This is a genomic window from Marinilactibacillus sp. GCM10026970 (assembly GCF_042660675.1).
Classification (GTDB): Bacteria; Bacillota; Bacilli; order Lactobacillales; family Carnobacteriaceae_A; genus Marinilactibacillus.
In genome coordinates this window covers 14,600-32,884 of sequence record NZ_JBHSUL010000005.1, presented here as the reverse complement: position 1 = coordinate 32,884, position 18,285 = coordinate 14,600, and the positions used below count along the sequence as shown (strand labels likewise).

Below are 18,285 nucleotides of genomic sequence, written 5' to 3'. Positions count from 1 at the left end.
TCTAGTCAATACTGGCTTTTTTATGAAACAAAGAAAAGAGAGGCAATACCGGACAGTACATAAAAGGCACTGATCCACATCAACTTGATAAGACGATCTTGGTCTTTTTTATAACGCGCTTCATTGCCATCGTCATCCAGACGTGGTCCGGCTCCAAACGCGAATAGGATAATGACAGCCATCCCCAGGATATAAAGGATAGCCAAATTGAAATACATCATCATAAATCCTAAAACGAAGGCACCTATACAAATCAGAAAAAGTTTTTTATTCATTGAAATCGACCTCTTTCTATCATTCTATTTCAGTATAGCGAAGAAAAAAGTAAAAAACTAGATTGATTTTGTATATTCCTTCATGAGTTTAGGAATCTCATCAATGATTAAAGTAGGTAGAGTAACATAGTGGGTTTCAGATAATTGATTTGCAATCTGACTATGCATAAAGACAGCAGAAAGAACGCCTTCTTTACGCGTTTTGAATTGGGCTGTAAAACTACCAATCATTCCTGCGAGTGTATCACCCATACCTCCAGTAGCCATGGAAGGATTACCAGAGATATTTTGCCAGACTTCATCTTCAAAATAAACTTCGCTCTGACCTTTTTTCAAAACAACTATAGCGTCAAGTTGGTCTCGTTTCTCTTGATTTTTTTCAAGTGCTTCTTCATCTGGCCCCATTCCTGATAGTGTCTTCCATTCTCCTAAATGAGGTGTGAAAATCAGTTCAGCAACAGGATGATCCAATTTCTCATTAACATAAATAGAAATCGCATCTCCATCGACAACCAAAAATTGCTCTTCTGATACTGTCTCAAAAACTGTTTTTGCAATGTCTACCGATTTTGAATCTCGACCAAGACCAGGTCCAATAACAATCCCATCCATAGAAGGAATCATATCTTTTAGTGTATCAAGATCATACATATCCAAAAACATAACTTCTGGCATTCTGGCATGGAGCGCATGTACATTTACTGGGGCACTAGCTACTGTGACGAGACCAGCCCCGGCATGTAAAGCAGCAGAGGCCGACAATGTAATGGCTCCACCCATCTGATCATTTCCGCCTACGAACAGTAACCTACCGAAATTTCCTTTATAACTATTTTCTTCTCGAACCGGAATAAATTGTCTAATGGTTTCTTCTAAGATTTTCTTCAAAGAAAACCCTCCTTTATAGATCCATTTTACGCTTTGAAATAAAATTATGCATGGATTTTACTTGTGGGAGAATTGGTATTCACACTAAAAAGTGCTAGAATAGTAAGTAGAAGCGAAAAGTGAGAAAGACCTCATTTATTCGCAAAGAAGATAGCTCACTAGGAGGAAAAGACAGTATGACAAATCAGTCAATTGATTGGAAAGCAGAAGCAGCGAAACGCAAAGATGATTTTCTAGAGGATCTTTTCACGATTCTTAAAATTGATAGTGTTCGTGACGACTCAAAAGCAACAAAAGAGGCTCCAGTAGGACCTGGCCCTAAAGAAGCACTCGAAGCCTTTTTAGCGATTGGTGAAAGAGACGGTTTCAAAGCTGAGAACTTTGACAACTGGGCTGGACATATTGAATATGGTGATGGAGACGAAATCATGGGTGTCCTTGCCCACGTAGACGTTGTTCCAACCGGTACTGGATGGGAAACTGATCCTTTTGAACCAGTGATCAAAGACGGTAGACTATATGCTCGTGGATCAAGCGATGATAAGGGACCTGGTATGGCCGCTTACTACGCGATTAAAATGATCAAAGAACTAGGCTTGCCTGTATCGAAAAAAATTCGTTTCATTTTAGGTACTGACGAAGAAAGCGAATGGAAAGGCATTAAGCATTATCTTGAAACGCAACCAGAGCCGGATTTCGGATTCTCTCCAGACGCGATGTTCCCAATCATCAATGGTGAAAAAGGGAATGTATCAGCTGAACTTTCATTCAAAGGAAATGCTACTGGTGGAACACACAAACTAGTTGAATTTGAATCAGGTTTACGCCCGAACATGGTACCTCAAGATGCCGTTGCAGTCATTGAATCAGAAGATCCATCTGAACTTGAGAGTGGATTCCAAGATTATCTATCTAGTCAACCTGTAACAGGAGACCTTTCCGTTGATGGAAATCGTGTAACAGTTACAGTTGTAGGAAAAGCTGCACACGGAAGTACGCCTGCTAAAGGAATCAATGCCGGCACGCATCTCGCTCGTTTCTTATCTGAATTCAACTTTGGTGGAGACGCTAAAGACTTTGTTCAAGTTGCAGCACTTTATCTTCATGATGATCCATCAGGTAGTAAATTAGGTGTGGCGCATACTGATGAAGTCATGGGTGAACTGACTTCAAACACTGGCGTATTCAAGTTCAACGCAGATAAAGGCGGTCAAATGACAGTCAATATGCGTTACCCTCAAGGAACAAGCGAAGAAATTATCGGTAAACAAATCCGCGATAAAGTATCTCAATATGCCGTTGAAGTGAACTTACCTGAAGGTAAAGTACCTCACTACGTACCTGGAAATGACCCATTGGTACAAACCTTATTGGATGTCTATGCACGCCAAACAGGTCTTGAACCTAGTGAACAAGTCATTGGTGGCGGAACATATGGACGTTTGATGAAACGTGGCGTAGCTTATGGCGCAATGTTCCCTAATAGTATTGATACAATGCATCAAGCCAACGAATTTATGGCTGTAGATGATTTAATGAACGCAATGGCAATTTACGCAGAAGCGATTTATGAATTAGTCAAATAAAACAATTATAAGACTGAATAGGTGTAAGAACCTATTCAGTTTTTTACATACTAAGGATTTATTAAAAGAAAAATCAATCACATAATATTAAAGTAAGAGTTGTCCCAAATACCTGGGGCAACTCCTACATTAATATTTTTTATTCGACATTAGATAAATCAACAGACATCGTTTGTCCTTCTTCCAGAGCAATATGTCCAGAAGCATAAGGTGCCTCTTCTACAGTTAGTAAAACTTCATCAACCTCGTAAAATCCACCGATGGTATTCACCAAACTTTGAATCAGTAGGGCTTCAATACCAGATCCGGCATTCATATCGTTAATAAGCTCTTCAGAGAAGTCAACATGAGCAATTTGATCATTACCAAGATAAAGATAATTGATTTCCACGTTTTCCGTTAAGGTGGGAATCGTCATATCGCCAGTACTTCCGTTTAACAGTTCTGTTAATTGAAGTCTAGCTGGATCATTTGTTCTAAGCTCCATTGTAGCATTAGTAGGGGTTAGAGCAGTCGCCATCTCATTCAACTCATAAAGCGTTATGGGAATTTCTTCAGCAGCATCTTCTTGAATGTTGCTTAATGAAGAAACAATCTCTGCTTCGCCATCAACATCGGAAATGGTCTGTATCAATCCAGTACCTTTAGCATAATACAGTTTATCTGACTGATCATTAAGCGTTCGGGTGATCTCTAGTGCTGAATACGTACCAGTTGGTGTCTCAACTTCTACATTGGCATCCGTGATTTCGGATACCGAACCAGAAGGACTCTCCCAACTTCTTCCAATTTCAACAGGGGCCTGCAGTAAAATTTCAAGCTGATCTTGTTCACTACTATTTAGACCAGTATCCACAAAGTCATCTCGGAAATACGTTTCCGCTCTTGTGAAAACTTCGCGGACTTCATTTTCAGTATACTCATAGATGGTAACTGTCTCCGTACTCGCATTTGTTTCTACGAATTGCAGGGTATCATTATGGATAAACTGAGGATAGGTCTGGTATTCAGCAAACTCACTACCAGTTCCTGAGTAGGTATAAGCAGTATCCTCATTCATTGGGAGCCAGTCCAACATATTCTGTGAAAGTGTATCTGTCTCATCTATAGTTTCTTCTGTATCTGTGTCGTCCTCACCAGGCTCGGGAGCTGTTACCGTTTCAATGGGGTCTGGATCGACTGGTTCTTGTTCTTGCGCCGTATTACAAGCAGCAAGAAGAAAGCCAGAAAGGGTTAAGACTGAAACTGTTTTTAATATAGTAGGCTGGTTCATTAAAGTAACCTCCTTATAAATTAACGGTTAAAATTCTAATTCCAATGCTTTTTCATAAATGGCTCTAGAGACCTCTAACGTCTGATCTCCACGTTCAGAGAGTGCTGTATTGCCGTGTTTTTCAAGTTGATTGACCAAGAAGTCGATATCAGAAGAAGATACATTGATATCTTTCAAGGTTACAGGCATACCAATCGATTTCAAGAAAGCAACCGTTTTTAAAATGGCTGCATCAACTTTTTCTTCATTCGTACCATCTGTGATAGACCATACATTCTCAGCATACTGAACAAGTTTATCGAATTTCTGTTCTTTTCTAACGAGCATCACTGCAGGCAAGATTGCTGAAAGAGTTTGAGCGTGATCTGTGTGGTTTAATACAGTTAACTCATGACCTAATGCATGAGTAGACCAGTCACCAGGTACACCATTTCTTAGTATGCCGTTTAAAGCAAGGGTAGCTGTCCACATAAAGTTTGCTCTGATTGTATAGTCATGTAAGTCCTCTTTAACCACATCAGGTCCAATTTTGATTAAAGTTTTCATCAAGCTTTCTGCGAACCCATCTTGAACCATACCGCCGACTGGATAAGTCAGATATTGTTCAATGATGTGTACAAAAGAGTCTGTTACACCGTTCGCTAATTGTTTTTTAGGAAGTGTGTAAGTAAGTTCTGGTTCAAGGATAGAGAACGTTGGAAAAACGTAGAAACTACCGAAGCCAACTTTAGCTTTTTTCTCTTTAAAAGTGATGACCGCACCACTATTCATTTCTGAAGCTGTAGCTGGTAAAGTGAGTACTGTACCCAATGGAAGAGCCGATTTGACAGGTTCTCCAGTACCGATGCCTTTACCGAAGATATTGATAGGATCTCCTTCAAACTCAGCTGCCGCAACGATAAATTTTGAACCATCGATAACAGAACCGCCACCAACTGCAAGGACAAAGTCATACTGTTCTTTTTTGATTAATTCAACTGCGCGCATACACGTTTCAAAAGTTGGATTGGCTTCAATCCCACCAAATTCACCAAAATCATAACCACTTATGGCTTCACGTACACGGTCTAATGTCCCAAATCGCTGAACACTTCCGCCACCATAGGTAATCAAAACTTTCTTACCTTGAGGAATTAACGTTGATAGATTTTTAATCTGATCTTTACCGAATACAATTTTAGTCGGATTCTGTAATGTGAAATTTGCTATTTCTTGTTGCATGATTATTGCGCTCCTTTATAATATAATAACCTTATTGTATCATAAAAGGTAAATGGAAGATTCCAAAGTAAATTATGGAAACGTGATTTTAAAAAAATTAAGATGATCTATCTGATGAAATATACTAAACTTTCGAACGAAAATAGTTTTTATTAATCTATTGTTCGTATTATTAAATAAGTAAGCGTATTCTTAAAATATTATTATTGTTTTATCTATTTCAGTCCGAATAAAATCATGTTAGAATAAAACATAGAAAATTAAAAGAGTAAACAGAAATGCGTTCAGACGAAAATAGTCATTGAATACTGAATAAAGCCCCATTGTAATTACACAGGGTTGACGGAGGGATTAAATGTCAGAAACAAACGATCAAGAGTTGCTACATACGCCGTTATACGATTACTATCTAGAAAAAAATCTCAAGCTAACGAATTTTGGTGGATGGGCACTACCTGTCCAGTTTACAAAAATTGCCGAAGAACATGCAGCTGTAAGAAATCATGCTGGGATTTTTGATGTATCTCATATGGGTGAAATTATGGTTAAGGGGACACAAGCTACAGAGTGGCTAAATAAACTTGTTACAAACGATGTTTCCAAAATGGTTATGCATCAAGCTCAATATAATACGATGACGAACGAGCAAGGCGGTACATTAGACGACTTGTTGTTATTCAAATTTTCAGATAGTCATTATTTGGTAACGCCAAATGCCAGCAACACAGAAAAAATCTATTCTTGGATGAATCAGCACCTGGATGAAGGGATTGAAATTGTTAACGTCTCTGACTCATATGGTTTGATTGCACTGCAAGGACCGAAGGCTGAACGTATTCTTAAATCGATGACGCAAACGACGTTAGCCGATTTAAAAGCTTATCATTTTTTACCTTCTGAGAATTTTGGGAATATCGAAGATGTCATTGTGGCGCGCACGGGTTATACAGGAGAAGATGGCTTTGAATTATACGTGCAAAAAAAGGATACACAAGAATTATGGAAGAAATTGCTCAGAGCTGGATTTATTCATGGGTTAAAAGAGTGTGGATTAGGCGCCAGAGACACCTTGAGACTAGAGGCTGGGATGCCTTTATATGGACAAGAGCTTTCTGAAGAAATTTCTCCTTTAGAAGCTGGCGTAGGTTTCGCAGTCAAATTAGACAAAGCGACTGCTTTTATTGGACAGACAGCTTTAAAAGAACAACGAGAAAAAGGACTCAAACGACTTTCTCGTGGTTTTGAATTGCTAGATAAAGGGATCGCTAGACATGGCTATCCTGTATTGAATGGTAATCAAGAGGAAATTGGTGTGGTGACTTCCGGAACACAATCTCCTTCCTTAGGCAAAAGTTTAGGAATGATATTGATCAATAAGGCAGAAGCTCAACTTGGGGAAACAGTCTGGATACAAGTTAGAAAGAAACAAATTCCTGCGAAACTGACAAAAAAAGACTGGTTAAAAGAACTTCAAAATTCAAACAAAGGTGGATAAAAAAATGGCAGCTAAAGAAGGATTATATTTCACAAAAGAGCACGAATGGATTGAAATCGTTGGAGAAGATTACGTTAGAATTGGCATTTCGGATTACGCTGTAGAGCAATTGGGGGATGTTGTTTTTGTAGAATTGCCTGTACTCAATGATCAAATGGAAAGTGAAGCAGCTTTCTCGACAGTAGAATCCGTTAAATCTTCTTCAGAAATCTATGCACCCGTTCAAGGCACTATTGCAAAGGTTAACGATGAATTAGAAGACGAACCTGAAAAATTAAATGATTCTCCTTATGGTGAAGGATGGATTGTTGAAGTTCAAGTTTCTGAAAAATTGAATACAAGTGACTGGATGGACGCTAAAACTTACGACCAGTACGTTAGTGAACTGTAAAAGATGTTATTTGAATAGCAGAGAAACCACGGAGGAGATTTCTCATTGAAAGATGAGGGGGCTTCTCTTTTCTGTTTATTCCAGCTTGAACGTTATCTATAAGGAGTGAGCCATCATGACAAAGCAACATCGATATTTACCGACAACTCAAAAAGATCAAGAAGATATGTTAGCTGTAATCGGTGTGGAGAGTATCAACGACTTGTTTTCAGATATTCCCATGTCCACTCGAGCAACAAAGGAAAAGTCGATTGATCTTCCAGCACCCTTAAGTGAATATGAGTTAACGAAACATATGAAAGCATTAGCGCAACAAAACAAAACGGCTGCTGATTATCCTTTCTTTTTAGGTGCAGGTACTTATGATCATTTTATTCCAAGCGTCGTCAATCACGTTACATTGAAATCAGAATTCATGACGGCTTATACACCCTATCAACCAGAAGCTAGTCAAGGGGAGCTACAAGCTCTTTTTGAATTTCAGACGATGATTTGTGAACTGACTGGGATGGACGTTTCCAATTCCAGTCTTTATGATGGCTTCACATCTTTAGGAGAAGCTTGTAATCTGGCAACAGCGGTTACGAAAAAGCAGACGATTCTCTTATCAGGTGCCATTCATCCTCAAGCGAAAGAAGTTGTTCATACGTATGCATATGGGATGGAATACAAAGTAGAAGAGCTGGAACTGAAAAAAGACATCACGGATCTTCAAAATTTGAAAGCTTCATTAACAGAAGATACTGCAGCGGTCGTTGTACAATATCCAAACTTTTTCGGGTCAGTTGAAGATCTTTTAAAAATCAAGGAAATGCTGAAAGAAACGAAAGCGTTACTAATCGTTATAGCTAATCCATTAGCACTCGCTAAACTGGAAGCGCCTGGTAAATTAGGTGCAGATATTGTTGTGGGAGATATGCAACCACTTGGACTTTCGATGTCTTATGGCGGACCTCATTGTGGTTATTTCACTGTGAAGAGTCAATATATGAGAAAAGTTCCAAGCCGAATCGTTGGAGAAACGATTGATATTGAAGGCAAACGGGGCTTTGTCATGACGCTTCAGACAAGAGAACAACATATCAGAAGAGAGAAAGCGACATCGAATATGAGCTCCAACCAAGCTTTGAACGCCTTAGCAAGCTCCGTTTTTATGTCTGCAATGGGTAAAGCTGGTGTTCAGGAAATGGCGCAACAAAATATTGATAAAGCCCATTATCTTGCACAACAGTTAAAGGATTCGGGCATAACGATTGTGAATGAATCTCCATTCTTCAACGAATTTGCCATTGAATTGTCTAAGCCGATCGCGAAAATCAACAAAGCTTTACTAGAAAAAGGTTTTATTGGTGGATATGATGTATCAGAAAATTTAAACAAAGATCAAGCTATGTTACTGTGTGCAACTGAGAAAAGAACGCGCAAAGAAATTGATGCATTTGTAAGAGCATTAGTGGAGGTGAACGGTTAAATGATAGAATCACAAACGAAACTGATTTTCGAACAGTCCAAACCCGGACGTAGAGCTTATAGTTTGCCGGAAAATGATGTAGAATCTTTTGACTTATCGGAACAGTTACCAGAGCATTTAACTAGAAAAGAGGCAGCTGAACTACCAGAAGTCTCTGAACTACAATTGATGCGTCACTATACTGCACTAGCAAATAAAAATTTTGGAATCGAAACGGGCTTTTATCCATTAGGTTCTTGTACAATGAAATACAATCCGAAAATCAATGAAGATGTAGCCCGTTATGATGGCTTTACGGCTATTCATCCTTTACAAGATCCTGCTACAACTCAAGGGGCTCTTCAGTTAATGTTTGAATTGCAGGAAGATTTAAAGCAAGTCACAGGAATGGATGAAATCTGTCTTCAACCAGCAGCTGGAGCTCAAGGGGAGTGGGCAGGCTTATTGGTTTTTAAAGCGTATCACCAGTCCAAAGGAGAAGGCGATCAAAGAAGAAAGATTCTCGTTCCAGATTCAGCGCATGGTACAAACCCGGCAAGTGCAGCAGTTGCTGGCTATGATGTAGTAGAAATCAAGTCCAGTGAAAAAGGAACAGTAGGTGTGGAAGCGCTCAAGGCGGCCCTTGGACCGGATACAGCTGGATTAATGTTAACAAATCCCAATACACTCGGATTATTTGAAGTAGACATTGTCGAAATTGCGAAAATCGTGCATGAGGCAGGCGGTCTTCTTTATTACGATGGAGCTAACGCAAATGCGATACTTGGGAAATCGACTCCTGGAGAAATGGGCTTTGATGTGGTTCACTTGAATTTGCATAAATCATTCAGCACACCTCATGGTGGCGGTGGACCAGGATCAGGACCAATCGGTGTTAAAGCGGCTCTTTCACCATTTTTACCAAATCCCAGAATTGAAAAACAAGGGAATCAATATATTTTAAACACAAATTATCCAGATTCTATCGGTCGAGTAAAAGGTTACTTCGGTAACTTTGGTGTTAATGTGAGAGCTTATGCATATATCCGTTCTATGGGTGCTCAAGGTCTTCAAAAAGTGTCAGAAGATGCTGTGCTTCATGCGAACTATTTGAAAGCTAGACTTGCGGATCATTACGATACGCCGTTCAAGCAGCATTGCAAACATGAATTTGTCTTGAGTGGGTTACGTCAGAAAAAACAAGGTGTCAGAACACTAGATATTGCCAAAAGATTATTGGATTATGGCTTTTATGCACCCACTGTTTATTTCCCACTGATTGTTGAAGAGTGCATTATGATTGAACCAACGGATACGGAAGCAAAAGAGACATTGGACGAATTTGCAGATGCAATGATTGCTATTGCAAAAGAAGTTGAAGAACAACCTGAATTACTTCATGAAGCACCCACTACAAAAGCTGTCAGAAGATTAGATGAAGTGCTTGCTGCTAGAAAACCAATGGTAGTTTACCAGAAATAATCTTTCGTCTATACTGAAGGAAGTAAATGAAATCAGTAATGGAGGAGATTAGATAGATGGATATGAAGCTTACCGGGAAGACAGCACTTGTTCTGGCTTCTAGTACAGGACTTGGAAAAGCAATCGCGACAGAATTAGCCAAAGAAGGGGCTAACGTCATGCTGACAAGTAGAAGTATGGATAAACTAGAAGAAGCGAAAAAAGAGATTCTCAAAACGGCCACAGGTAAAGTAGAATATACAGTAGCGGACATTACGGATGCAGAAAGTATCAAGAATCTAGTCGAGGCTACACGTAATACATTTGGACCAATTTCTATCCTTGTCAATAATGCCGGTGGCCCACCAAGTGGAACATTCGAAGACTTCGATGACGCAGAATGGCAAAAAGCATTCGACCTCACACTGTTCAGTTTTATCCGAACCATCAGAGCAGTTCTACCAGATCTGAAAGAAACAGGTGGCCATATTCTGAACAATGCTTCCTCATCCATTAAACAGCCAATCGATGGGTTAACGTTATCGAACGTATTTAGAATGGGTATTTCAGGATTATCTAAAAGTTTGTCTCAGGAATTAGCACCTCATCATATTTTGGTCAACACGATCGGTGCGGGACGTATAGAAACAGAAAGACTTGTTCAGCTAGATGCTGCAAAAGCAGAAAAGCAAGGGAAAAAACAACAAGAAGTGACGGATCAAATCGAGCAGTCGATCCCATTAGGACGTTATGGACAACCAGAAGAATTTGCTAAGGCAGCTGTATTTTTAGTTTCTGGTGCAAATACCTATCTAACTGGTCAAAACATTCTAATCGATGGCGGTATGGTCAAATCTTATTAAAAAGTGGAGCTATGGAACGTCTAATTAGAGGCGCTTCATAGCTTTTTTATAGAGCCCAAGTATCAAATAAAGGATTAAGAACACTCATACGATTTGTACGCTTTTTTGATAGTGGAGTAGACATAAAAAAAGGACCTTGCAATCTAACCAGATTCCTTGTACACTAATAAACGTTGAAATTAAATACAGATAGAGGCGCGAAGAAAATCAGTATGATTCAGTAGGGTGACTCCCATTGATCGAATCAGAAAGGGTTCTTTGCCGAAGTGGATAGAGATAGTCAATCTCTTTTTGCTGGAGTTCCGCTTAAAAAGCGGATCACTGTCACGATGTTTTCGTGGAGCACTATCAGGCTAATTGCGAATTGTAAAGCATTTAGGGTGATTGTGCCTTGAGTGCTATTTTTTTATATAAAAACAAGAATGATCTGTACCTCTATGCAGTCCTTTTCAACAAAATAAGTGAAAATGGAGAATGAAAACAAATGAAAAAGAAATTAACATGGAGTTTGATACTCACAACCTTCTTTTTGTTTTTACCTCAAACGGTACATGCAGAAGAAGTACAATCAAGTTTAGCCAATTCTATCGGCTGGATGACGTTGATTCCGCCAATTATTGCAATCATTCTTGCGTTTGTAACTAAGAATGTTGTTCTGTCATTATTCGTTGGAATCTTTTCTGGAACAATTATCATGCAATTCTATAATGATACCAATATTTTAATGGCGATTTTTAACGGCTTTATGGATATTGTGGATTATATTTTGAATTCACTAGCAGATCCTTGGAATGCTGGGATTATCCTACAAGTTATGACGATCGGTGGACTAATCGCCTTGATTACGAGTATGGGTGGTGCACAGGCGGTAGCAGAGAGTCTGGCAAAGAAAGCCAAAGGTCCAATTAGTGCGCAGATCATCACATGGGCATTAGGAATTTTGATTTTCTTTGATGATTACGCGAATGCGCTGATTGTTGGACCGATCATGAGACCAGTATCTGATAAAATGAACATTTCAAGAGAAAGACTTGCTTTCGTCATTGATGCTACTGCTGCACCGATAGCTGGTATTGCACTGGTTTCTACTTGGATAGGGTATGAAGTTGGTTTGATCAATGATGCCTATCAGTCTATTGGACAAGAAGTAAATGCATACGGTGTGTTTCTTCAAACGATTCCTTACCGTTTCTACAATATTTTAATGCTCCTTTTCGTAGTGGTGACCTCTTTAACGCTTAGAGAATTTGGTCCGATGAAAAAAGCGCAAGAAAGAGCCAGAGACACTGGACTGTTGGTGGATGAAACCTCTGAAGTCGAAACAGGAGACGAAGAACAAGAAGTTTTAAATAAAGAAAAAGCTTCAATCTGGAATGCATTGATTCCAATTGGAAGTCTGATTGTTTTTAGTTTTCTAGGGTTCTACATGAATGGTCGTTCAGAAATTCTTAGTGGAGATAATAGTATGCTAGCGCAAACCATTACAAACGCTCCATTATCTTTTGAAACAATCAGAGAAACATTCGGAGCTTCTGATGCGTCCATTGTACTGTTTCAGGCAGCCTTGATTTCAAGTATTATCGCTTTAGTTATGGGTGTCACACAAGATTTGTTCAATTTCAGTAAAGGGATTGAAATCTGGGTTAACGGGATGAAGACATTGATGATCACGGGCGTTGTTTTGTTACTTGCTTGGTCATTATCAAGTGTTATGAACGAATTGGGAACAGCTGATTACCTTGTTTCTTTACTAGGCGATACGCTACCGCCCGTTTTACTGTCTTCAGTGATCTTCATTTTAGGTGCAATCATATCCTTCTCAACAGGAACTTCTTATGGAACAATGGGTATCCTGATGCCACTTGCTATACCACTAGCAACGGCCTTACAACCTGGAAATCCAGACTTCGTCATTATGTCTGCAGGTGCTGTATTAACGGGAGCGATATTTGGAGATCATAGTTCACCAATCTCTGATACAACAATTCTGTCTTCTATGGGTGCAGGATCTAATTTGATTGATCACGTGAAGACACAATTACCTTATGCACTAGCTGTTGGAACCATTTCAATCGTATTTGGATACCTTCCATCCGCAATGGGACTGAACATTTGGATCATACTACCTATTACTTTTGCCGCAACAATTGCAATGGTGTTCATTCTTGGTAGGAAAGTGGATACAACAGAGCAAAGCTAATGTATTAAATTGATTACCTGAAAGCTTAGTCTTCCATGGCTAAGCTTTTTTGTTTGCGTCAGGATATTATTGCTATTAGGATTAATGAAGAGATTTCATAAGAGGAGGATAAGTCATGAATGGAACAATTCAAGTATGGCGTGGAGATATTACAACACTGAATGTCGACGCCATTGTCAATGCAGCAAACTCTTCACTTTTAGGTGGAGGAGGAGTGGATGGTGCGATTCACAGAGCAGCAGGACCAGAACTGTTGGAAGCTTGTAAAAAACTAGATGGAGCTAAAACAGGTGAGGCCAAATGGACAAAAGGATTCAACCTTCCGTCAAAATATGTGATTCATACAGTCGGTCTGGTCTATAAAAAGGGCTCCAGTGAAGTACAAAGGCAACTAGCAGCATGCTACGAGAATGCTCTTGAAATCGCAAAAAATCAAGGAATTCAATCCATTGCTTTTCCTGCGATTAGTACAGGGATATACGGGTATCCAGCAGAAGAAGCTGCGGAAATAGCTGTCAAAACAATCAAGCGAAAACTAGAACAATTTCCTATAAGGATTGAAGTAACCCTCGTTGCTTTTGACGAAAAAACAGAACAGTTATACAAAAAGAATTTAGAAGGATAAAATAAGGAGCATAACTATGAGACAGTATTTAAAATTTGGACTGATGATTCTGACATCTACAGTCGTTATGTATGCCATGATGTTTTTAAACGTATTTGAATTTAATCATGTAAGATTCAGTCAAACCAGGCTTTTTATGGCTATCATGATGGGATCCGCTATGGCTTTTATTATGATACTATTTATGTGGAAGATGTACAAAAACAAGAAACTGAATAAAGTCATTCTAGCGGCTTCGGTTTGTTTATTTGGTGCTTCACTATGGCTTGTGAGAAGCCAGCAGACTGTGGATGACACTTCATGGATGAAAGCTATGATTCCGCATCATTCGATTGCTATCTTAACAAGTGAACGTGCACAAATAACTGACCCTAGAGTTCGAGAGCTTGCAGATGGTATAATAGAAACGCAAAGAGAAGAAATACAGCAGATGAATCAATTGATTGAATTTTTAGAAGTACAAGAAGATGAAGAAGAACGTTCATCAAAGCCGCAAAAGTCAGCTGATTTTACGGACCAAGCTGTAATGGACTCAACAATTTTAAATAAGAATGGAATGGATTAAATGGATGGAAAGAAAAGAGATACAATTAAAATCGGCGCATTAGTCGATATTGTTTTAAAAAAAGACCAAAGATCAGGAAAGCTGACGAGAGGTCACGTCAAAAGAATATTGACGAATAGTCCGCAGCATCCTCACGGAATTAAAGTGATGCTGGAAGAACAAGATCAAGTTGGTAGAGTACAAGCTATTTTATAAAAAAACACTTGCAGGGAACCGAGAATCCATAAGATTCACCTCGGAGCCTAGCAAGTGTCTTTTTTACATTTCTGAAGTATCTTCTGTATTGCCTAGAGCGAATGTCAGTAAGAAACATCCGATTCCTAAAGCAACAGTCAAAAGATAATACCAGATAGATCTACCAGATTGTAAATCTGGAATCGCGCTTGTATTTGTCAGAATTGCAATCGGAGAAGCAACGACTAATCCTAAAATACTCGCATACGTATATGTTGGCTTCGTTTTGAAAAAGTAATCAATCGCTTTACTAATCAAAATAATACCAATCAACATACCTAATGCATAAGCACCTAAAAGAGTCCCAAATGGTAGCAACGTGCTCATATCAAATGAAGAAAGAGCTCCGGTAAACTGATTGATCGTGTAAATTACAGCATAATAGTAACCAAGAATCAACATCAGTAAAGAACCACTCACACCAGGAATAACCATTGCAGCTGCTGAAACAACTCCTACAAAGAAGAGCGCTAGTAAATGACCGAAAGTCAGCGAAACCGTTTGTCCAGTTGCGCCACCAGTTTCAGCAAAGGCCATCCATCCGACGATTCCGAAAAAGATTAAAAAGAAAAGTAGATGCAACAGATTCATTGATTGTTTTTCCTGAACCATACTTTTCTGGAAAGATCTCCATAGAATGGGTAAGCCACCTAAAATCAGCCCAATAAAAGCGACTGCTGTAGCAAGCGTATATCTCACGAGTAACATCTCAATAAAATAAGAAAAACCAGCAATTCCAAGAATAGCCCCAATAATTAGTGGCCCAATGATGCGCGCACTTTTTTTGAATTCACTTTTCAAATGTGTTACTGCATGTATAACATCATCATATATCCCAAAAGAAACAGCCATTGTCCCACCCGAAACACCTGGTATCACATTTGTGATTCCAATAATCATACCTTTAATTATCATCCATATGTATTGCATAAAAATCTCCTTTTTTGTTTAAATACAGTGTTCAAATATCCTAATACATTCTAGCATATTTTACTGGTTAAAGTTCAAAGAAAAGATAAACAAATAAAAAAGTTTCATGGCCGTCTAGGCGCATGAAACCCTTCTTATCAAGAATGTTCATCTAAATATTTTTTAACTTCTGATATAAATCCACTATCACAATGAACGAGTAGTTCGTCACCAGCCCAGATTGTTGTGTCCTGACGAGGTATAAACTCATTGTTATGTCTCTTGACTTTAACCAGTTGAGAACCAAAAGGTAATGAGATATTCCTTAAGGTGATTCCGTCTAAAGGGCTATCAGGTTCGACACTACACTCTACAGAAGCAAGTTCGCCATTGAAAACGGTCGGAATTCGATGAACTTTTCGTTCCAGCAATTTTTCATAGATAGATTCTGAGCCAATAAAATCTGCAAAAATATACGCGCTTAGGCAGACAACAGCTAGTGGCATCAATTGAGCTTCGGTTCCAGTCATTTCGGTGATGAGCATAACTGAAGTTAAAGGAGCTTTCGTAACAGCCGTTAAGAATCCGCCCATTGCATAGACAATAAAACTGCGGATAAAGGCATCTTCAATACCTGTAATGAAAAGAGCCGTATTACCATAAATCCCACCCAAAATCGCACCAAGACATAATACAGGAATAAAAATCCCTCCCGGGAGGCCAGAACCATAAGAGATATGAGAAAAAATAAATCTAAAAACAAAGATGCTTATAAAGAATAGAGTAGGAAAACGAGCAGAATTGATCATAGCGATAATACTCGTTCCACCTCCAAGCATCTGAGGGAAATATAAGCCAATAGGAATGACGATTAGAAAAGGTAGAAATCCATATAGGTATGCGGGTATAGGAAGCCTTTTGTAAAGAGAAGGCATAAAGAGTAATACTTCTTGGTAGAATCTTCCGACAATCGCAAGAAAGACTCCTAGTACAATTAGATGCAGGTAATGTTCTAAAGGGAATAAAATCAGTTCGCCTAAATGGAGTGCCGGCTCAATTCCAAATATTCTATAGGCAACAAAGTTCGCTGCAATAGAAGAAGAGAATGCGGAAAGTAAAAGTATACCGGAAAATTTATGATGGACTTCTTCCAGTATAAAAGTAATGCCAGAAATAGGTGCATTGAATGCAGCAGAAAGACCAGCACTTGCTCCAGCTGATATCAAAATATTTTTCTGCGAGCGATTACCTTTCAAGAGTGCATGAACACCTTGACCTACAGCACCACCTAATTGGATAGACGGACCTTCACGACCCAATGCCAGACCAGAACCGATTGCCAGAGAACCACCAATAAATTTTCGCCAGAGGATCGAGAACCAGTTCAATTTCAACACCCCTTGTAATTGACCCTCAATATCCTGGATACCAGATCCTTTAATATTTGGTTCGTCTCGAACAAGGATGGCGATAATAAAAGCAGCAGTAAGTGACGCGAAAATCCATCCGATGATCCAGCGAGGATGGACTCTTAAGTAATCATAAAATTCAATAATATGGTCAAGCATAAACTCAACAGTGTATCTGAACAAACTGACAACAATACCGACAATTACGCCTACAAGTATACCTTTTGCAACATAAGCAATTTTAGTCCAGTCGAACATACGTCTTTGCTTCATGATTTCCTCCGTTAAACCATATTCATTAGTCCATAATAAAAAACATAGCGAAACTTGGTCGTAATATCAAGTGATATCACAGTTTTGAATGATTAATGACTGAATAGGATAATTAATTGTTGAGTTCATCTAATTTTTACGGTTTTTTGAAAATATGGTATGATAAATGATATAGAGACTTACTGATATAAAATAGAATAAGATATAGAATTGAGGTGACTGGCCATTGGTATTCATGGGTTTGGAGTTAACAATCTTAATATTTGATTCTTATTCCTTAAAAGATAAGAGGAGTGTAGTCAAAAGTATCCTTAAAAAGTTGTCCAATCAATATAATGTTAGCGTGGCCGAAATAGATGAATTAGATACGTTAAACAAAGCAAAAATTGGTTTAGGAATTGTCGGAAATAACCGAGTATTATGTGAGAATATTTTAAACCAGACCATTCGGTTTATCGAAGCCAACTACGAAGTGAATATTACAGAAATAGAGCGACTAGATTATTAAGTAAGCCAGTAAAAGATTAAATAAAGAAATACAAAGGATGGAAAAGTATTGGGTACAAAAGTGAAATTTCCGGTAATAAAAAAAGAAATCTGTACAACATTAAAAGAAAATCTTGGACATTATACTAAGACCCAATTGATTCAAATAGCAGATCAAGTGAAAATAGAAATCAAAAAGAGCTGGAAAAAAGACCAAGTTGTATCTTTACTTTCTGAAACGATTCTTACACAGTTTAGACAATTTTACAAACCAGTTGTAGTAGATATTTTGAATCAATTTGGTGATCAAGTAGAACAGGCATTGGGTTTTCAGAATGTAGAGCAAATCGAAGTTCTTGCACCGCTGATCAATAAAGGATTTTTCTTTGTCTATCAGCAAGAAGATATGCTCGTACTCGTAATTCCAGATGAAATCTGGATGGCCTTATGGCATGACGAAGACGTAGAAGAAGTGAGTTTTGAAATTGACAGTAGTTTACTGGTCGAAGCACAAGCAGAAAAAGAAGAATCATCAGATTATAGAATCTTGAAAAAATGGAAAGAAAATGCGATGCGTATATACGGTCATGCATCCTCTGCTTATTTCTCTACTATCTGGAACAAGTATTACGATGAACAGTTAACTTCTGAACAAATTGATGATATATTAAATCGTTAAAC

At 38.6% G+C, this 18,285-nt stretch carries 18 protein-coding genes and 1 riboswitch; of the genes, 12 read left to right on the top strand and 6 right to left on the bottom strand.

The features are described 5' to 3' along the window. Positions 1 to 20 precede the first annotated feature (20 nt). Both ACFP65_RS02115 and ACFP65_RS02110 read right to left on the bottom strand, forming a co-directional pair. A complete protein-coding gene (locus ACFP65_RS02115) occupies positions 21 to 275 on the bottom strand; it encodes a hypothetical protein (protein WP_379915482.1) in 255 nt (84 codons plus the stop codon). A gap of 57 nt (positions 276 to 332) precedes the next feature. Then, positions 333 to 1,163 carry an NAD(P)H-hydrate dehydratase gene (locus ACFP65_RS02110; RefSeq protein ID WP_379915480.1) on the bottom strand — a complete coding sequence of 277 codons (831 nt, stop codon included), beginning with the start codon at positions 1,161 to 1,163 and terminating at the stop codon, positions 333 to 335. A 176-nt stretch (positions 1,164 to 1,339) separates the two neighbouring features. Here ACFP65_RS02110 and pepV point away from each other — a divergent pair, with 176 nt between their 5' ends. Continuing rightward, complete coding sequence (pepV, locus tag ACFP65_RS02105) at positions 1,340 to 2,749, top strand: dipeptidase PepV (RefSeq protein WP_379915478.1); 1,410 nt, start codon at positions 1,340 to 1,342, stop codon at positions 2,747 to 2,749. A 139-nt stretch (positions 2,750 to 2,888) separates the two neighbouring features. Here pepV and ACFP65_RS02100 read toward each other — a convergent pair whose 3' ends face one another. Both ACFP65_RS02100 and ACFP65_RS02095 read right to left on the bottom strand, forming a co-directional pair. Next, positions 2,889 to 4,022 (bottom strand): GerMN domain-containing protein, encoded by a 1,134-nt coding sequence (locus ACFP65_RS02100; RefSeq protein WP_379915476.1) that lies wholly within the window; start codon positions 4,020 to 4,022, stop codon positions 2,889 to 2,891. 27 nt (positions 4,023 to 4,049) lie between these two features. Further along, positions 4,050 to 5,243, bottom strand: a complete 1,194-nt coding sequence (locus ACFP65_RS02095; protein ID WP_379915474.1) for an iron-containing alcohol dehydrogenase — start codon at positions 5,241 to 5,243, stop codon at positions 4,050 to 4,052. Between the two features lie 355 nt (positions 5,244 to 5,598). Between ACFP65_RS02095 and gcvT the strand changes: the two genes are divergently transcribed. The 9 genes from gcvT (at position 5,599) to ACFP65_RS02050 (ending at position 14,488) form a co-directional block, all read left to right on the top strand. After that, positions 5,599 to 6,738 (top strand): glycine cleavage system aminomethyltransferase GcvT, encoded by a 1,140-nt coding sequence (gcvT, locus tag ACFP65_RS02090; RefSeq protein ID WP_379915472.1) that lies wholly within the window; start codon positions 5,599 to 5,601, stop codon positions 6,736 to 6,738. Positions 6,739 to 6,742: 4 nt separating this feature from the next. Further along, positions 6,743 to 7,129, top strand: a complete 387-nt coding sequence (gcvH, locus tag ACFP65_RS02085; RefSeq protein WP_379915470.1) for a glycine cleavage system protein GcvH — start codon at positions 6,743 to 6,745, stop codon at positions 7,127 to 7,129. A 115-nt stretch (positions 7,130 to 7,244) separates the two neighbouring features. Further along, positions 7,245 to 8,600: an aminomethyl-transferring glycine dehydrogenase subunit GcvPA gene (gene gcvPA, locus ACFP65_RS02080; protein WP_379915468.1), complete on the top strand. Its 1,356-nt coding sequence runs from the start codon at positions 7,245 to 7,247 to the stop codon at positions 8,598 to 8,600. Then, the gene (gene gcvPB / locus ACFP65_RS02075; RefSeq protein ID WP_379915466.1) at positions 8,601 to 10,061 is read left to right on the top strand and encodes an aminomethyl-transferring glycine dehydrogenase subunit GcvPB; all 1,461 of its coding nucleotides are present in this window, start codon (positions 8,601 to 8,603) and stop codon (positions 10,059 to 10,061) included. A gap of 56 nt (positions 10,062 to 10,117) precedes the next feature. Beyond that, positions 10,118 to 10,903 (top strand): SDR family oxidoreductase, encoded by a 786-nt coding sequence (locus ACFP65_RS02070; RefSeq protein ID WP_379915464.1) that lies wholly within the window; start codon positions 10,118 to 10,120, stop codon positions 10,901 to 10,903. 182 nt (positions 10,904 to 11,085) lie between these two features. Further along, positions 11,086 to 11,259, top strand: a riboswitch (Lysine riboswitch). 128 nt (positions 11,260 to 11,387) lie between these two features. Further along, positions 11,388 to 13,103: a Na+/H+ antiporter NhaC family protein gene (locus ACFP65_RS02065; protein ID WP_379915462.1), complete on the top strand. Its 1,716-nt coding sequence runs from the start codon at positions 11,388 to 11,390 to the stop codon at positions 13,101 to 13,103. Between the two features lie 115 nt (positions 13,104 to 13,218). After that, positions 13,219 to 13,728, top strand: a complete 510-nt coding sequence (locus ACFP65_RS02060) for an O-acetyl-ADP-ribose deacetylase (RefSeq protein ID WP_379915460.1) — start codon at positions 13,219 to 13,221, stop codon at positions 13,726 to 13,728. 16 nt (positions 13,729 to 13,744) lie between these two features. Beyond that, positions 13,745 to 14,293 (top strand): DUF305 domain-containing protein, encoded by a 549-nt coding sequence (locus ACFP65_RS02055; protein ID WP_379915458.1) that lies wholly within the window; start codon positions 13,745 to 13,747, stop codon positions 14,291 to 14,293. Then, complete coding sequence (locus tag ACFP65_RS02050) at positions 14,294 to 14,488, top strand: YwbE family protein (RefSeq protein WP_225743638.1); 195 nt, start codon at positions 14,294 to 14,296, stop codon at positions 14,486 to 14,488. Positions 14,489 to 14,551: 63 nt separating this feature from the next. Here ACFP65_RS02050 and ACFP65_RS02045 read toward each other — a convergent pair whose 3' ends face one another. After that, the gene (locus tag ACFP65_RS02045) at positions 14,552 to 15,457 is read right to left on the bottom strand and encodes a DUF368 domain-containing protein (RefSeq protein WP_379915456.1); all 906 of its coding nucleotides are present in this window, start codon (positions 15,455 to 15,457) and stop codon (positions 14,552 to 14,554) included. 137 nt (positions 15,458 to 15,594) lie between these two features. Further along, complete coding sequence (locus ACFP65_RS02040) at positions 15,595 to 17,118, bottom strand: ClC family H(+)/Cl(-) exchange transporter (RefSeq protein ID WP_379915454.1); 1,524 nt, start codon at positions 17,116 to 17,118, stop codon at positions 15,595 to 15,597. Between the two features lie 235 nt (positions 17,119 to 17,353). Here ACFP65_RS02040 and ACFP65_RS02035 point away from each other — a divergent pair, with 235 nt between their 5' ends. Continuing rightward, positions 17,354 to 17,626: a DUF503 domain-containing protein gene (locus ACFP65_RS02035; RefSeq protein ID WP_379915552.1), complete on the top strand. Its 273-nt coding sequence runs from the start codon at positions 17,354 to 17,356 to the stop codon at positions 17,624 to 17,626. A gap of 48 nt (positions 17,627 to 17,674) precedes the next feature. Then, on the top strand, positions 17,675 to 18,283 hold the full coding sequence (locus ACFP65_RS02030; protein WP_379915452.1) for a hypothetical protein: 609 nt from the start codon (positions 17,675 to 17,677) through the stop codon (positions 18,281 to 18,283). The last annotated feature ends 2 nt before the right edge of the window (positions 18,284 to 18,285 follow it).

Coding starts and splice junctions, on each gene's coding strand:
- gcvPA (WP_379915468.1), top strand. CDS start 7,245: ATGACAAAGCAACATCGATATTTACCGACAACTCAAAAAGATCAAGAA.
- ACFP65_RS02100 (WP_379915476.1), bottom strand. CDS start 4,022: ATGAACCAGCCTACTATATTAAAAACAGTTTCAGTCTTAACCCTTTCT.
- ACFP65_RS02060 (WP_379915460.1), top strand. CDS start 13,219: ATGAATGGAACAATTCAAGTATGGCGTGGAGATATTACAACACTGAAT.
- pepV (WP_379915478.1), top strand. CDS start 1,340: ATGACAAATCAGTCAATTGATTGGAAAGCAGAAGCAGCGAAACGCAAA.
- ACFP65_RS02045 (WP_379915456.1), bottom strand. CDS start 15,457: ATGCAATACATATGGATGATAATTAAAGGTATGATTATTGGAATCACA.
- gcvT (WP_379915472.1), top strand. CDS start 5,599: ATGTCAGAAACAAACGATCAAGAGTTGCTACATACGCCGTTATACGAT.
- gcvPB (WP_379915466.1), top strand. CDS start 8,601: ATGATAGAATCACAAACGAAACTGATTTTCGAACAGTCCAAACCCGGA.
- ACFP65_RS02050 (WP_225743638.1), top strand. CDS start 14,294: ATGGATGGAAAGAAAAGAGATACAATTAAAATCGGCGCATTAGTCGAT.
- gcvH (WP_379915470.1), top strand. CDS start 6,743: ATGGCAGCTAAAGAAGGATTATATTTCACAAAAGAGCACGAATGGATT.
- ACFP65_RS02095 (WP_379915474.1), bottom strand. CDS start 5,243: ATGCAACAAGAAATAGCAAATTTCACATTACAGAATCCGACTAAAATT.
- ACFP65_RS02070 (WP_379915464.1), top strand. CDS start 10,118: ATGGATATGAAGCTTACCGGGAAGACAGCACTTGTTCTGGCTTCTAGT.
- ACFP65_RS02040 (WP_379915454.1), bottom strand. CDS start 17,118: ATGAAGCAAAGACGTATGTTCGACTGGACTAAAATTGCTTATGTTGCA.
- ACFP65_RS02055 (WP_379915458.1), top strand. CDS start 13,745: ATGAGACAGTATTTAAAATTTGGACTGATGATTCTGACATCTACAGTC.
- ACFP65_RS02065 (WP_379915462.1), top strand. CDS start 11,388: ATGAAAAAGAAATTAACATGGAGTTTGATACTCACAACCTTCTTTTTG.
- ACFP65_RS02115 (WP_379915482.1), bottom strand. CDS start 275: ATGAATAAAAAACTTTTTCTGATTTGTATAGGTGCCTTCGTTTTAGGA.
- ACFP65_RS02035 (WP_379915552.1), top strand. CDS start 17,354: ATGGGTTTGGAGTTAACAATCTTAATATTTGATTCTTATTCCTTAAAA.